At 67.0% G+C, this 15,045-nt stretch carries 11 protein-coding genes; 2 read left to right on the top strand and 9 right to left on the bottom strand.

What is annotated here, in order from left to right:
* Nucleotides 1-6 precede the first annotated feature (6 nt).
* From AC1MCA_RS03810 to AC1MCA_RS03800, 3 genes are read right to left on the bottom strand one after another with little or no spacing between them, the layout of a single operon-like run.
* Complete coding sequence (locus tag AC1MCA_RS03810; RefSeq protein ID WP_479801349.1) at nucleotides 7-1,566, bottom strand: FAD-dependent oxidoreductase; 1,560 nt, start codon at nucleotides 1,564-1,566, stop codon at nucleotides 7-9.
* Nucleotides 1,563-3,788 carry a molybdopterin oxidoreductase family protein gene (locus AC1MCA_RS03805; protein ID WP_479801347.1) on the bottom strand — a complete coding sequence of 742 codons (2,226 nt, stop codon included), beginning with the start codon at nucleotides 3,786-3,788 and terminating at the stop codon, nucleotides 1,563-1,565. The genes AC1MCA_RS03810 and AC1MCA_RS03805 overlap by 4 nt, the downstream gene beginning before the upstream one ends.
* 1 nt (nucleotide 3,789) lies before the next feature.
* Nucleotides 3,790-5,265: an MFS transporter gene (locus tag AC1MCA_RS03800; protein ID WP_479801345.1), complete on the bottom strand. Its 1,476-nt coding sequence runs from the start codon at nucleotides 5,263-5,265 to the stop codon at nucleotides 3,790-3,792.
* Nucleotides 5,266-5,535: 270 nt separating this feature from the next.
* Between AC1MCA_RS03800 and AC1MCA_RS03795 the strand changes: the two genes are divergently transcribed.
* Nucleotides 5,536-6,948 (top strand): MFS transporter, encoded by a 1,413-nt coding sequence (locus tag AC1MCA_RS03795; RefSeq protein ID WP_479801343.1) that lies wholly within the window; start codon nucleotides 5,536-5,538, stop codon nucleotides 6,946-6,948.
* A 153-nt stretch (nucleotides 6,949-7,101) separates the two neighbouring features.
* Here the strand turns inward: AC1MCA_RS03795 and AC1MCA_RS03790 are convergent, their stop codons facing one another.
* From AC1MCA_RS03790 to AC1MCA_RS03765, 6 genes are all read right to left on the bottom strand, one after another.
* Nucleotides 7,102-7,833, bottom strand: a complete 732-nt coding sequence (locus AC1MCA_RS03790; protein WP_479801341.1) for a glutamine amidotransferase — start codon at nucleotides 7,831-7,833, stop codon at nucleotides 7,102-7,104.
* Nucleotides 7,834-7,904: 71 nt separating this feature from the next.
* Complete coding sequence (locus tag AC1MCA_RS03785; RefSeq protein ID WP_479801339.1) at nucleotides 7,905-8,345, bottom strand: YybH family protein; 441 nt, start codon at nucleotides 8,343-8,345, stop codon at nucleotides 7,905-7,907.
* Nucleotides 8,346-8,363: 18 nt separating this feature from the next.
* Nucleotides 8,364-10,178, bottom strand: coding sequence for an acetyl/propionyl/methylcrotonyl-CoA carboxylase subunit alpha (locus AC1MCA_RS03780; protein ID WP_479801337.1), 1,815 nt, complete (start codon nucleotides 10,176-10,178; stop codon nucleotides 8,364-8,366).
* A 130-nt stretch (nucleotides 10,179-10,308) separates the two neighbouring features.
* Nucleotides 10,309-10,992, bottom strand: a complete 684-nt coding sequence (locus AC1MCA_RS03775) for a Maf family protein (protein WP_479801335.1) — start codon at nucleotides 10,990-10,992, stop codon at nucleotides 10,309-10,311.
* A 9-nt stretch (nucleotides 10,993-11,001) separates the two neighbouring features.
* Nucleotides 11,002-13,527 carry an MMPL family transporter gene (locus AC1MCA_RS03770; protein WP_479801333.1) on the bottom strand — a complete coding sequence of 842 codons (2,526 nt, stop codon included), beginning with the start codon at nucleotides 13,525-13,527 and terminating at the stop codon, nucleotides 11,002-11,004.
* Between the two features lies 1 nt (nucleotide 13,528).
* Nucleotides 13,529-14,212, bottom strand: a complete 684-nt coding sequence (locus AC1MCA_RS03765) for a TetR/AcrR family transcriptional regulator (protein WP_479801331.1) — start codon at nucleotides 14,210-14,212, stop codon at nucleotides 13,529-13,531.
* 161 nt (nucleotides 14,213-14,373) lie between these two features.
* On the opposite strand from AC1MCA_RS03765, the gene AC1MCA_RS03760 reads away from it, so the two are divergent.
* Entirely contained in the window at nucleotides 14,374-14,943 is a 570-nt protein-coding gene (locus tag AC1MCA_RS03760; RefSeq protein ID WP_479801329.1) for a hypothetical protein, read from the top strand.
* Nucleotides 14,944-15,045: the final 102 nt, after the last annotated feature.

The following is a 15,045-nucleotide window of genomic DNA, read 5'->3' as shown; positions in this document are numbered from 1 at the left end:
GACGGCTCAGGCGACGGCCCCTTGAAAGTGTTTTTCGATGAGCCCTTTGATGTCATCATGGCAGCCGCCGCACCCGGTCCCGGCGCGGGTGGCGCCCGAAACTTCGGCCACCGTCCCGCAGCCGTCGGTCACTGCAGCGGCGATCTTCGTGCCGCTGACACCGGCGCAACGGCAGACGGTACGTTCCGGGTCCACGGCGCCGGCCGAAACCGGCTGGTCCGGGCCATCCAGGCGCAGCATCAGGGACCGGTCGGCGGGCAGTTCGGCGCTGCGTTCGAACAGTCCGACCAGTTCGGCGGCGGTGCGGGGCATGCCCACTGCCACCAGGCCTTCGAGCACACCACCGCGGGTGGTCATCTTGACGTAGCGGCCGTGCTCGGGATCAGCCCACTGCGCGATCTGCAGGCGGGGGCGGCCGTTCACAGCTCCGGCGGTCAGTGCCTCCTCGTCCCAGGGTTCGGCAGCGTTATCGCCGGCCACGGCCATGTTCAGGCCCCGCGCCTTGAGGACAATGACGCCGGCCTGTTCCTGGGGCAGCGCCGCCAGGGCATCCGCGTTTTCCTGGGAGCCGGTGGCCAGCAGCGTGAGGTATTCGGCCAGCCATTCCGCCTGGCGCCACCCCGGGCCTACCAGCCCGGACGGTCCCTTGGCGGAGCGGCACTCGGCGCAGGTGGGATCCGGGCAGCGGACTTCAGCGCAGTCGCCAATGGCGAAGATGTGCGGCTCGTGGTGGGCACGGAGGCGGTGGTCCACGAGAATCCCGGTCCCGGTGGAGAGGCCGCAGCCTTCGGCGAGTTCGGTCCGGGGACGGACACCGCAGGAGAGCACCAGGAGGTCGCCGTCGATCGCCGAACCGTCATCGAGCAGCAGGGCCGAGAATCCGCCGTCGGGCGCGTTGTGTTCCACCCCGGTGGAACGGGCGTTGCCGGCCATCCGGACGCCGCACCGGCGCAGCCCGGCGGCAAGGACTGCGCCGCCGCCGCGGTCGATGTTGCGTCCCAGCGGGTGGGGGCCGTTGTGCACCACCGTGACGGTGGCGCCTTCCTCGGCCGCCGCGAGGGCAGTCTCCAGGCCCAGGACACCGCCGCCCAGCACGACCACCCTTTTGCCGCCGTCGACCGCCTGCCGTAGCGCGGCGGCGTCGCGGAGGTCGCGGAGCGCGGTGACGCCGGCCGGGAGCACGGGGGAGGAGGGGTCCGGGTTGATGCCGGTGAGGTTGGGAATGACAGGCCGGGACCCGGTGGCAAAGACCAGCCGCTCGTAGTGGGCGGAGCTGCCGTCCGTGAGGAGTACCTGCTGGCGGGCACGGTCAACGCGGCGCACACGCACGCCGAGCCGGACATCCACGCCCTCGGCCGCGAGGGCCGCCGCGTCGGAGAGGGCCAGCGCTTCCGCGGTGGTGCGTCCCACGCCGAGATCGGCTACCAGGACGCGGTTGTACGCAGCTTCGGTTTCCTCGCCGACCACGGTGAGCTGTACGTGGCCTTCGCGGACCACGGGCAACAGCTCGTCGATCAGGCGGGCGGCTACCGGGCCGAAACCGACAATGACAACTTGCTCGCTCATGAGGCCTCCGTCATGTGGGGAACGTGGTTCTGGAGTTGGGGTGCTGCGGCAGCCCGGACCCACACCTTGTTGAACTTGAATTCGGGCATCCCGGAGATGGGGTCCGTGGCGGCTTCCGTGAGGCGGTTGGCGCTTTCAAGTTCCGGGAAATGGAAGGGCAGGAAGACTGTTTCGGGGCGGATGGCGGTGCTGAGCTCTGCCCGGCACACCACCTCCCCGCGTTCATTGGCCACTGAGACAAACGAACCCTCGGTGATCCCCATGCCGGCAGCGGCGGCCGGATGGATCTGCATCTTCGCCTCGGGCTGGGATGCGAGCAGTTCGGACACCCGCCGGGTCTGCGCGCCGGACTGGTAGTGCTCCAGCAGGCGCCCGGTGATGAGGGTCATGGTTTTGGCGGCGGGGTCAGGATTGGCAGCTGGCGTACGACGGCGGCGCGGCGTCACCGGGGTCATGACGGCTTTGCCGCCCGGGTGCGCGAACGCGTCCAGGAAGAGCCGCGGCGTTCCTGTGCTGCCGGCGGGGTAGGGCCAGTAGGCGGCCTCGCCGCGGTCCAGCATGGCGTAATCGATGCCGGAGTAATCCGCCTGCCCGCCCGCGGAAGCGAGGCGCAGCTCCTCGAACACCGTTTCCGGATCCTCGCTGTAGGTGGACGGCGCCTCGAGGGCTTCCGCCAGCCGCGCCATGATCCACAGCTCGCTGCGTGCACCGGCGGGGGGCTGCAGCGCGCGGCGGCGGCGCAGGACCCGTCCCTCCAGGTTGGTCAGCGTGCCTTCCTCTTCGGCCCACTGGAGGACCGGGAGGATGAGATCGGCTTCGGCGGCTGTCTCGGACATGAAGAAGTCGCAGACCACCAGGAAGTCCAGGCTGCGCAGGCCCGCGATGACAGCGTTGGCATCGGGGGAGGCCACCGCGATATTGGAGGCGTGCACCAAAAGGCACCGGACGCCGTCGGGCTGTCCCAGCGACTTGAGCAGCTGGACGGCGGGGAGGCCGGGACCGGGGATGGTTTCCTCAGGGACGCCCCAGACGCCGGCCATGTGGGCGCGGGCGGCGGGGTCGGTGATCTTGCGGTAGCCGGGGAGCTGATCGGCCTTCTGGCCGTGCTCGCGCCCGCCCTGGCCGTTGCCCTGGCCGGTGAGGGTGCCGTAGCCGCTGCGAAGTGAACCGGGCAGGCCCAGCAGCAGGCTCAGGTTGATGGCAGCGGTGGCGGTGTCGGTACCGTCCACATGCTGCTCCACGCCGCGGCCGGTGAGGATATAGCTGCCGCCCTTGCGTGCGCCGTCGGCCAGCCGGCGGGCGGTTTCCCGGATCAGTTCGGCGGGGACGCCGGTCAGTGACTGGACGCGTTCGGGCCAGAAGGAGTTCACGCTGCGGACCACGGCGTCGTAGCCGGCTGTCCGCTCGTTGATGTAGGCCTGATCGGTGAGACCCTCGTGGACCACCACGTGGGAGATGCCCAGCAGGAGGGTGAGGTCGGTGCCCGGCAGGGGCTGAAGGTGGAGGCCGCCGCCGTCGGCCGTGAACGCAGCCGTAGCGGAGCGGCGGGGATCAACAACGATCAGGCCGCCGGCGTCGCGGGCGCCTTTGAGGTGCTGGACAAACGGGGGCATGGTTTCGGCGACGTTGGAGCCGAGCATCAGGATGGTGCTGGCGTTGTCCAGGTCCGCCAGTGGGAAGGGGAGGCCGCGGTCCAGGCCGAAGGCCCGCATGCCCGCCGCTGCTGCGGAGGACATGCAGAAGCGGCCGTTGTAATCGATCCGGGAGGTGCCCAGGGCCAGGCGGGCGAACTTGCCCAGCATGTAGGCCTTTTCGTTGGTAAGGCCGCCGCCACCGAAAACGCCGACGGCGTCCTTCCCGTAGCGCGACTGGGCGTCCTTGACGGCCGTGGCCACCAGGGCAAGGGCCCGGTCCCAGCCGATGGGACGGTGCACCCCGTCCGCACCCTTCAGGAGCGGTTCGGTGACGCGGCCGGGGTGGTTCAGGAGCGCCGCTGAGGTCCAGCCCTTCCGGCACAGACCGCCCCGGTTGGTGGGGAAGTCCCGCCCGCTGACCTCCAGGAGGGGCACTGTCACTGCAGCGAGCGCAGCGGTTTCAGCTGTTTTGGCCGGCACGGGGACTGACCCCGGCTCGGAAGCCGGGGTCAGTCCCGATGGAGACGTGAGCGTCATGGCGCACTGCAGGGCGCAGTAAGGGCAGTGCGTGTCGGCGCTTTTGGTCATGTTAGACGTGTCCCATCGCATTTCGGTTGGCGTTGCGGATGTAGAAGGCCCAGCAGACCACCAGCATCACGACGTAGGCGCCGACGAAACCGTAGAAGGCCGGTGTGTAGGAGCCGCTGGCGGTGTTGGAGGCGTTAAGGACCTGCGGGATAACGAATCCGCCGTAGGCGCCGATGGCCGAGATGAGGCCGAGGGCGGAGGATGCAAGCCGCTGCGTTGCCACGGTGCTGGCACCGGACTTGGCTGCCCGGCTGGAGGTGGCGAAGATGATGGGGATCATGCGGTAGGTTGCGCCGTTGCCGAAGCCGCTGGCGGTGAAGAGCATCAGGAAGAGGACCAGGAACAGCCAGAAGTTCTTCAGCGGCAGCGTCCAGATCATGGTCAGGGTGATGATGGCCATGGAGGCAAAGGCGGCCACGGTCATGCGGGCGCCGCCCATGCGGTCAGCCATCCGTCCGCCGTAGGGGCGGGCCAGTGAACCGACCAGGGGGCCCAGGAAGGCGAGTGACAGGGCCACGGTGCCGACTCCGATGGAGGAGAATTCCGGGAAGTAGTCCTTGATGAGCTTTGGGAAGACACCGGCGAAGCCGATGAAGGAGCCGAAGGTGCCGATGTAGAGCAGTGCCATGATCCACAGGTGCGGTTCCTTGAGCGCTGCCACCGATCCGGCCACGTCGCCCTTGGCGCTGGTGAGGTTGTCCATGTACTTCCAGGCGCCGAACGCGGCGATCAGGATGAACGGGACCCACATCCAGCCTGCCATCGGCAGGTTGACGCTGCCCACGGCGAGCAGGGTGATCGCAATCGGGACGGCGAGTTGTGCGACGGCGGCACCCATGTTGCCGCCGGCGGCGTTCAGGCCCAGGGCCCAGCCCTTTTCGCGGGCCGGGTAGAAGAAGGTGATGTTGGCCATCGAGCTGGCGAAGTTGCCGCCGCCGAAGCCTGCGAGTGCTGCCACCAGGAGCATGACGCCGAACGGGGTTTCGGGGTTGGAGACACAGAGCCCCAGGCCGATGGCGGGGATCAGGAGGAGGAGCGCAGAGACGATGGTCCAGTTCCGGCCGCCGAAGCGGGGAACCATAAAGGTGTAGGGGATGCGGAGCGTGGCGCCTACCAGGCTGGGCATCGAGATCAGCCAGAAGATTTCCGACGTGGTGAAGGTGAAGCCGGCCGCGGGGAGCTGGACCACAACGATGGACCAGAGCTGCCACACCACAAAGCCGAGGAATTCAGCGAAGATGGACCAGTTCAGGTTGCGGCGGGCGATGGCGCGGCCAACGGATTCCCACTGCTCTTTGTTCTCGGCGTTCCAGTTTGCAATCCAGCGGCCCGGGCGGAATTCCAGCACGGCGGCGTCTGTTGTACGGGTGGAGCCGGGCTGTGCGCTGGCGGATGGGGACACGCCTTCGTGCAACGGGTCGGTGTCTATATCTACGGAATTGCCGGTGCCGGCATCTGCGCTGCGATCAACAGTCACGGTGTACCTCCTCTTGGGGGATGTTGTTCTTCCAAGGTAGAGACGATGCGTTTCGCGGACTGTCGCGGTTTGTTAACGCGCTGTGACATTTGCCTATCGGCGGCAAAAAAGCGGCGTGAGGCGATGTGAGACCATCAAGTGAGACACATCACGGAAGTCCAGATAGTGGACTATTTGTCCATTGACTGGACGCCGGGAACTAATATTGAACTCTAACTACTGCATGCCGGGTCTCCTTTTTGCCCGGCCGGTCCTCAGGAAAGTGTTTCTATGTCATCCACCCAAACCACCGCGGAGTCAGGATCCCCCAAGGCGGTGAACTCGCGCGGCCGCGTGATCGTCGCCAGCCTGATCGGCACCACGGTTGAGTTCTACGACTTCTACGTCTACGCCACAGCTGCTGTGCTGGTCTTCCCCTCGCTGTTCTTCCCCAACCAGAACGAGACCACGCAGCTGCTCAGCTCGTTCGCCGTGTTCGGTGTGGCATTCGTTGCCCGCCCGCTCGGTTCAATCGTTTTCGGCCACTTCGGTGACAAGTTCGGCCGTAAGGGCACCCTGGTGGCATCGCTGCTGACCATGGGTATCGCCACCTTCCTCATCGGCTGCCTGCCTACGGCTCTGGTGCCGGGCTGGCAGTTCTGGGCCCCGGCACTCCTGGTGGTCATGCGCTTCGCCCAGGGCCTGGCCCTCGGCGGCGAATGGAGCGGTGCAGCCCTGCTGGCCACCGAGAACGCCCCCGCGAACAAGCGCGCCATCTACGGCACGTTCCCGCAGCTTGGCGCCCCCATCGGTTTCATCATCGCCAACGTGATCTTCCTGGTGGCCAGCTACGCTCTCTCGCCCGCCGACTTCCTGGCCTGGGGCTGGCGCGTTCCGTTCCTGCTCAGCGCAGTCATGGTGATCATCGGCCTCTATGTCCGCCTGAAGCTGATCGAAACGCCTGCCTTCACCAAGGTGCTCGAATCCAACGAGGTGGCCAAGCTCCCGCTGGCCCGGGTCTTCAAGACCAGCTGGCGCCCGTTGATCCTGGGTACCTTCATCATGCTTGCCACGTACGTGCTCTTCTACCTGATGACAACGTTCACGCTGACCTACGGCACCCGGGCCTCCAGCCTGGATGCCGCCAAGGCTGCGGCCGAGAAGGCCGGCAAGCCGATGAGCGAGGCCGCCGCGGCAGCGTTCGTCCCAGGCCTGGGCTTCACCCGCAACGACTTCCTCTGGATGCTGATTGCCGGCGTCGTCTTCTTCGGTATCTTCACCCTGGTCTCCGGACCGCTCGCCGAAAAGTACGGCCGCCGCAAGATGCTGCTGGCCGTCACCGGAGGCATCTTCGTCTTCGGCCTGCTGTTCGTCCCGCTGTTCAGCGGCGGCTTTGTGGGCACCATGGCCCTGCTCATCATCGGCTTCTCACTGATGGGACTGACGTTCGGTCCCATGGGTGCGCTGCTGCCGGAACTGTTCCCCACCAACGTGCGGTACACCGGCTCAGCCGTGAGCTACAACGTGTCCAGCATCCTGGGCGCTGCAGTGGCTCCGTTCATCGCTGTGGCCCTGTGGGAACTCGCGGACGGCAGCCCCGTGCTGGTGGGCGTCTACCTCACTGCCATGTCGGTGCTGACGCTCATCGCCCTCTTCGTGAGCAAGGAAACCCGCGACCTTGACTACGAGAACAACGTAGCCTGACGCCCCGGCGTCGGACGTTCCACCCCGGCCAGTGACGGCATGCCCGGCGTGATCCCTGGAGTACCAGGGAACGCGCCGGGCTTTGCTGTGTCCGGGGGCCACCCGGTGGGGGAGTGACGGACGACGGCGGGACTCCGGTCCGCGGGGCAGTCATCAGCCGGCGTAGCGGGCCACGAAGTTGCGGAGGATCTTCATGGGCTCTGTGGCGGTGTATTTCCGGGCGGCCGCCATGAGCTCCTCGGCGGACTCCGGCGGGAAGTATCCGGCATTCCGGTAGATGTCGATCCTGGTGACCAGCCCCTCCGCATCCAGTTCCGGGTGAAACTGTGTGGCGTACAGGTTCTGCCTGATACGGAACATGTGGACAGGGCAGGCCTGGGATGATGCCAGCAACACCGCGTGCGGGGGCAATGTGGTGCATGCTTCCTTGTGCCCGGTGAAGGCGGTGAAACGGCGTGGCATGCCCTGCAGGAGCGGATCCGAGAGCCCGGCCTCTGTCAGCTCGATTTCGACGCCTCCCAGCTGTTCGCCGAAGGTTCTGTCGATCACGGCACCCTGGTGCCTGCCCAGTGTTCCCACGCCGTAGCAGGCGCCGAGGAAGGGGAAGTCCAGGTCCACCAGCCTGTCCAGCAGGGCAGCCAGCTCCCGCTCCACCCGGTGCTGGGTGGCGCTCTTCTGGTCCGGCGGGTCGCTGGAGGTGAAAGGGCTGCCGCCCACGATGACGCCCGAGTACCCGGCCAGGTCAAGGTCCGGCAGGGGAGCGGACTCCAGCCGGATGCGGCGCAGCTGCTCCGGTGCCAGCTGCCCGTACCTCAGGTAGGCGGCGTACTCGTCCTCGGCAGCGGCGTGTTCGGCCCGGGAGGCCAGGAGCAGGAAAGGCTTCACACGCTAAGTGTGCCCCGGGCCGGTTTCCCAATGCCAGAGCAGGGCCGGCGGCGGCGTGGCGGGACCGGCGCTCAGCTGCCGGCGGCGTGTGCCAGTGAGTGCCGGGACTGAGGGTGCGCTGCGGGGTCCGCGTGCCGGTGGACCAGTTTCCAGAGTCCTTCTTCCCGCCGGAAGATGCTGGTCACGCGGAGCGCGAATTCCTCGGGGGCCGGAGCTCCCTCCACCCGGGCCCTGAAGTGCTCGGTTTCCACGAGGTACGCGGTGTTCAGGGCTTTGTACGAGGTGACGGTGTCGAAGCCGAGCATCTCGCCGTCCTGGAAATACCGGGATGCCTGGTCCAGCCGGGCTTCCACCTGCGCCCAGCCGCGGGCGATGCCGCCGAACGGGTTGGCAAGGGTGACGTCGTCGAGCCTGGAGTACAGGTCCTTCACCGGCCCCGGGTTTCCGCGTGTGATCTCCGGGACCGCCAGATGGTACCGGTCCACTTCTTCTTCAAAACTTGGTGCAAGCATGGTGTGCCTCCGGCAGGTCTAGTCTTCGATCGTGGCGATGATGGCGCCGGCCGAAACCGTCTCGCCGGCGCTGGCACCCAGGCCAACGATGATCCCGGAGCGGTGCGCGGTGAGGGGCTGCTCCATCTTCATCGCTTCGAGCACCACCACCAGGTCTCCCTCGGTCACAGCATCGCCGTTGGTGACGGCTACCTTGACGATGGTGCCCTGCATCGGAGAGGTGAGGGCGTTGCCGGTGGCGGCAGCTGCCTGCCCGCCGGAGCGGAGGCGCTTCTTGGACTTGCCGGGCTTCGCGCCGGCACCGGGGCCGGTTCCGATCGAACCCAGGGTGGCCGGCAGCACAACCTCAAGCCGTTTGCCGCCTACTTCCACCGTGACGCGCTGGCGTTCGCCGGCGTCGGGCGTTTCAGCGTCGGTGCCGGTGGGCGTCCAGGCCGGGATGTCATTGACGAACGCCGTTTCGATCCACCGGGTATGGACCGTGAACGGGCCCTCCGCGGGAGCGAAGTCCGGGTTGGTGACGACGGCGAGGTCGAAGGGGATGACGGTGGGAATGCCTTCCACCACCATTTCCTCCAGGGCCCGGCGGGAACGCTGCAGGGCCTGGGTGCGGGTGGCGCCGGTGACGATCAGTTTGGAGAGCATGGAGTCGAAGTTGCCGCTGATGACATCGCCCTCCTCCACGCCGGAGTCAATGCGGATGCCGGGACCTGTGGGGTTCTTCAGGGTGGTGATGGTGCCGGGCGCGGGCATGAAGTTCCGGCCCGGGTCCTCGCCGGTGATGCGGAACTCGATGGAGTGGCCGCGGACCTCGGGGTCCCCGTAGCCAAGCGCTTCGCCGCGGGCCAGCCGGAACTGTTCGCGGACCAGGTCAATGCCGGTGACCTCTTCCGAGACGCAGTGCTCCACCTGGAGGCGGGTGTTGACCTCAAGGAAGGAAATGGTGCCGTCCTGGCCCACCAGGAATTCGCAAGTGCCGGCGCCGAGGTAGCCGGCTTCCTTCAGGATCGCCTTGGAGGATTCGTAGAGGCGGCGGTTCTGCTCTTCGGTGAGGAACGGTGCCGGGGCTTCCTCCACCAGCTTCTGGTTGCGGCGCTGCAGCGAGCAGTCACGGGTGGAGACCACCACTACGTTGCCGTGGGCATCGGCAAGGCACTGGGTTTCGACGTGGCGCGGTGCGTCCAGGAAGCGCTCAATGAAGCATTCGCCCCGGCCGAAGGCGGCGACGGCTTCGCGAACGGCGGATTCGAACAGCTCGGGGATTTCCTCACGGGTGCGGGCCACCTTGATGCCGCGGCCGCCGCCGCCGAAAGCGGCCTTGATGGCTACCGGGAGGCCGAATTTGTCCACGAATTCGAGGATTTCCTCGGCGGATTCGACCGGATCGGCTGTGCCCGGGACCTGCGGGGCGCCCACTTTTTCGGCGATGTGGCGGGCCTGGACCTTGTCGCCCAAGGCGGAGATCGCGGCGGGGGAAGGGCCGATCCAGGTGATGCCGGCGTCGATGACCTTCGCGGCAAACTCGGCGTTCTCTGCCAGGAAGCCATAACCGGGGTGGATCGCATCGGCACCGGACTGACGGGCGGCGTCGATGATTTTTTCCATCACCAGATAGGACTCGGCGGCGGTGTTCCCGCCCAGGGAGTAGGCCTCGTCGGCAAGCCGGACATGCAGTGCATCGCGGTCGGGATCCGCGTAGACAGCCACAGAGGCGATGCCTTCATCGCGGGCCGCGCGGATGATCCGGACGGCGATTTCTCCGCGGTTGGCGATCAGCACCTTGGTGAGGTTCGACTGCACGGGACTGGCGGACTGCTCCAAATTTGCTGACAAGGCGTCTCCTTCTTTCCTTCAGGGAGCCTAGCGCGATTTTGTGGGTTCCGCCGATATTACTTGCTGATTCCGCGCGTAAATGGGCAAGGCTTTGTAGGGAAGCTACAAAGACCTGCGGAAATGTCCCGCTTTAGTCCGCCAGCCACAGTTCGGTGATGCGTACGTTTGCCTGACCAAGGAGGTTCCGCAGCGTGGAAATGGAGAGCCCGACGACGGCGTGAGGGTCGCCATCGACCTTCCGGATGAAGGCACCGCCAAGGCCGTCGATCGTGAACGAGCCGGCGCAGTTCAGCGGCTCGCCGGTGGCGATGTACGCGTCGATTTCCTCCGGTGCCATGTCCATGAAGTGGACCTCCGCGGACGCCACCGCCCCGAGAGTGGCGCCCGATCCCGGTGCTGTTCCGCCGCCGTCGGACGTTCCGTCCTCCCGGTCCGAGGGCTCGTGCCCGGCGGCGGTGGCACGGCAGTCCACCAGCCAGTGGCCGGTGTGCAGGACCCCGCTGTTCCCGCTCATCCGGAGCATGCGTTCGCGGGCGACGGCGGCGGTGTACGGTTTGCCGTGCGACTCGCCGTCGAACTCGAAGACGGAGTCGCAGCCGATGACCAGCGCGCCCTCCGCCTCGGGCAGCGCTGCCACCGCCTCCGCCTTGGCCCGGGCGAGCAACAGTGCGGTATCGTGCGGATCCGTGACGCCGTAGCGGGCCTGGACTGCGTCCTCGTCCACATCGGACACCAGCACCGTGTGCCGGATGCCAGCCTCGGCGAGGAGTTTGGTGCGGGCGGGGGACTGGGAGGCAAGGATCAGGCGGGTCACGGTTTAAGCCTAGTGGACCGGCTCGCTGACCTGGGCCGTGCCGGGCGCCAGACGTTCGAGTTTGGCGCCCTCCACGTCCACGTCCGGCAGGATCCGGTCCAGCCACCCGGGCAGCCACCAGGTCTTTTCGCCGAGCAGGTACATCAGTGCCGGAACGATCGTCATGCGCACCACGAAGGCATCAAGCAGCACACCGAACGCCATGGCGAATCCCAGCGGCCGGACCATGGTCAGGTGGCTGAAGATGAAGCCGGCAAAAACGCTGACCATGATGATCGCCGCCGCGGTGACAACGGCCGCCGCGTGGCTGAAGCCGATGCGCACCGCCTTCTTTGCGGGGGCGCCGTGCATGTAGGACTCGCGCATCCCCGAGGCGATGAACACCTGGTAATCCATGGCCAGGCCGAAGAGCACACCGATCAGGATGATGGGCAGGAAGCTCAGCACTGCGCCGGGGTTGGCGACGTCGAACACCCCGCCCAGCCAGCCCCACTGGTAGACGGCCACCACAAGGCCGAACGCGGCGGCCAGCGACAAAAGGAAGCCGCCCGTTGCCAGCAGCGGAACCACAATGGAGCGGAACACCAGCAGGAGCAGGATCAGGGAAAGCCCGACGACGATTGCCAGGTAGGGCGGCAGGGCGTCGCCGAGTTTCGTGGACACATCGATGTTGCCGGCCGTCTGGCCGGTCAGGCCGATGGTCACTCCTGTTTCGGACTGGATCTGCGAGCCGCGTTCGCGGAGTTCGCTGACCACCTGCACGGTGCCTGCCTTCGCCGGCCCCTCTTCCGGAATGACCTGGAACACGGCGGTCCGGCGGTCCTCGCTGAGCGCCACCGGCACGGCGGCCACCACGTTGTCCACACCACGGATCAGGTCCGCGACGTCGTATTGCAGTTCCTGGGCCTGCGCGGCGTCCAGTCCGGCAGGGAATTCACCCACCACCACAATCGGGCCGGTGACGCCTTCGCCGAAGCTGCGGGCGGTCAGGTCGTAGGCCTGGTATGCCTCGGAGTCGACCGGTTCGGAGCCGCCGTCGGGCAGCGCGAGCTGGAGCTGCGCGGCGGGAAGGGCCAGTGTGCCCAGCAGCAGCACTCCGGCGATCAGTGCCACGACCGGATGGCGTGTCACCAGACCGCCCCAGCCGCGGGTGCTTTTCTCCTCGTCCCGCGCCTCATCCGCGACCTCATGGCCGGCTTCGGCGTTGTGGGCGTCAGCCTTTGCCCAGGCGCGTTTGGAGATGATGCGGCGTCCGATCAGGGACAGCATGGCCGGGGTCAGGGAAAGCGCCACCAGGACAGCCACCGCCACAGTACCGGCAGCTGCAAGGCCCATCACGCTGAGGAACGGCAGCCCGGGGACCACCAGGGCAGCCAGCGCAATAATGACTGTCAGGCCGGCGAAGAGCACCGCGTTGCCCGAAGTTCCGGTGGCGCGCGCCACCGACTCCTCCGGAGCCATCCCCGCCAGCAGCTGGGTACGGTGCCGGTTGACGATAAACAGCGAATAGTCGATGCCGACAGCCAGGCCGAGCATCAGCGCAAGCATGGGGGAGATGGAGCTCATGTCGAACGCGCCGGACAGGGCAAACGTGATGCCGACGCCCACTCCAACACCCATGATGGCCATCAGCAGCGGCAGGCCTGCGGCGATCAGGGTGCCGAGCATCAGGATCAGGACCATCGCGGCCACGGCGATGCCGATGAGTTCGGCCGTTCCGAAGAGCTCCGAAATGTCCTCGGTGATTTCCTTGCTGGCCAGGGCTGTCACGCCGGCCCCGGATGTTCCGTGGGCGATGTCCTGGACCTGTTGCCGGACGGCCGGGGTGAGGGCATTGATGGAGGTGTTGAACTGCACCTGTGCCACCGCGGCCTGGCCGTCCCCGGAGACGAAGCGGACGCCTTCGGACGCCTCGGCCTGGCGTTTGCCGAGCTCCAGCTTGGCCTTGGCGGCCTCAAGTTCCTGGGCGCCGGCGTCGAGCTGTGCCTGGCCTTGCGCCATCGCAGCCTTCTGCTGGCCCAGCTGCGCCTCGATCATGGCCGCAGGTGCGCCGGCGGCAGCGAGCTGCTGCTCAGCTGCGGCAAGTTGGGACTTTCCGGCGTCGAGCTGGGCGCGGGAGGCGTCCAGCCGGGCCCGGCCGGCGGCGAGCTGCTGTTCGCCCTCGGCGATGGCCGTCGAGGCCTGGTCCAGTTGCGCCTGGGTGGCGAACGGGTCCACAGTGCCCTTGACGTCAGGCAGGTCTCCGAGCTCTTTCAAGGCATCCGTGACGGCTGCCCGGCTTCCGTCCGTGAACCCGCCCGCCGGGGCTTCAAAGACGATGGTGGCGGATCCGCCGGAGGCTGAGGGCAGTTCCTGTTTCAGCTTGTCGGCGATCCGCTGGGTCTCGGTGCCCGGGATCTGGAAGTTGTTGGACAGCGTGCCATGGAAGGCGGCGGCGGACCCGCCGACGGCCACCAGCACCGCGAGCCAGAGGGAAACGACCAGCCAGCGGTGGCGGTAGGAGAACTTGCCAAGCCGGTAGAGCAACAGGGCCATGTCAGAGCCGTTCTTTGAGGAGAGTAGTGGAGGTGGCGGTGCCCGCCGCGGGGCTGCCGGGTGTGGGGCTGACGAAGCCGGTGCCGAGGTGGCCCATTGCGTCAATCAGCAGCTGGCGGAGGGTGGAGAGCGATTCGGGGGAGAGATCGGCGCCGCAGCGGATGAACCACACGTCCATGGCCGCCTTGCCGCAGGAGATGACTGATCCGGCAAGGGACCGAAGGTAGAGCTCATCCACTTCGGCGCCGGGCGATGCAGCGAAGCGTTCCCGCGCTGCGCCGATGATCTGTTCGGTGCAGTGGTCCCACGCCTCGAGTTCTGAGCGGGACAGCAGGGCGTTCTCCTGCATCAGGGTGAACAGTTCAGCGAGCGGAGCCACTGTCATGGGGTCCGCGAGCTGCATCAGGGCGGCGCGCGCGGATTCGAGGATGGGCTCGTTGGCGGGCCGCTGCCGGAACTGCTGGAGGACACTGTCCAGGAACCCGTGCGTGACAGCGGCAAGGGCCGCTTCAGTGCTGCCGAAGTAATTGAAGAACGTGCGCCGCGAAATCCCCGCTGTTTCGGCGATGTCCTCCACCGTGAAATTTCCCGGGCCTTTTCCCCGCAGCAGCGTCAGGGCAGCATCGGTGATGGCCTGGCGGGTGGCGGCCTTGTTGAGTTCACGGCGCGAAAGCGGTTCGGGCATGAAATTACACTACGTGCAAGTTTGCACGGCGCGCAAGTTAATTCACAGGAAGATGAAAGGTTCCCGACAGGTTCAGCTGAACTTGCCGCAGGAGACTGGAAAGGTCCCGTCAGGGGGCAACATGACCAGCCGTCACCGGACGGCGGATCCAGGAGACACAAATGGTACGCACGAAGAGAATTACCCTGGGCGTCACGGCCACAGCACTGGCCTTGGGCGCCGGAATCGGGATTGCCGGGATGGCGTCAGCAACCACCACACCCACCCCGGCACCCAGTGCCAGCTCAAGCGCCCCGGCGGATAGCGGCACCGGCGCCGCTCCGACCGATGGCAAGGGAGGGCGCGGCGGTCACGGCCACGGCGGCATCCGCGGCGTGGACGCTGCCGGACTGGCCACCAAGCTTGGGGTGGACGAGGCCAAGGTCACCGACGCCTTGAAGGCCGCCCGCGAGGCCAACAAGCCCACCACAAAGCCGGCTGAAGGCGAAAAGCCGGATACGGCTGCCCGGGACGCGGGCCTCGCCAAGTCCTTGGCTGAAGCACTGGGTATCGAGGAGGCCAAGGTCACCACCGCCCTGGCAGAGCTCCGCAGCGAGGCACAGGCGGAAAAGGCCGCTGCCCTGAAAACGAAGCTGGATCAGGCGGTCACTGACGGCAAACTGACCCAGGCTGAAGCGGACGCCGTCACCAAGGCTGTCGAAGCCGGAGTGATCGGGGGCGGCGGCCGCTAGCAGAGGGGGCAACGCCTGAGGGGACCAACACCCCTCAGGAGTGGCGGACCTCCCAGGTGAAAGACACAGGGAAGTCCCCGGGAAAAATTCCCGGGGACTTCC

Source organism: Arthrobacter sp. BK1, assembly GCF_056680055.1.
This window is presented reverse-complemented; position numbering and strand designations above follow the sequence as displayed.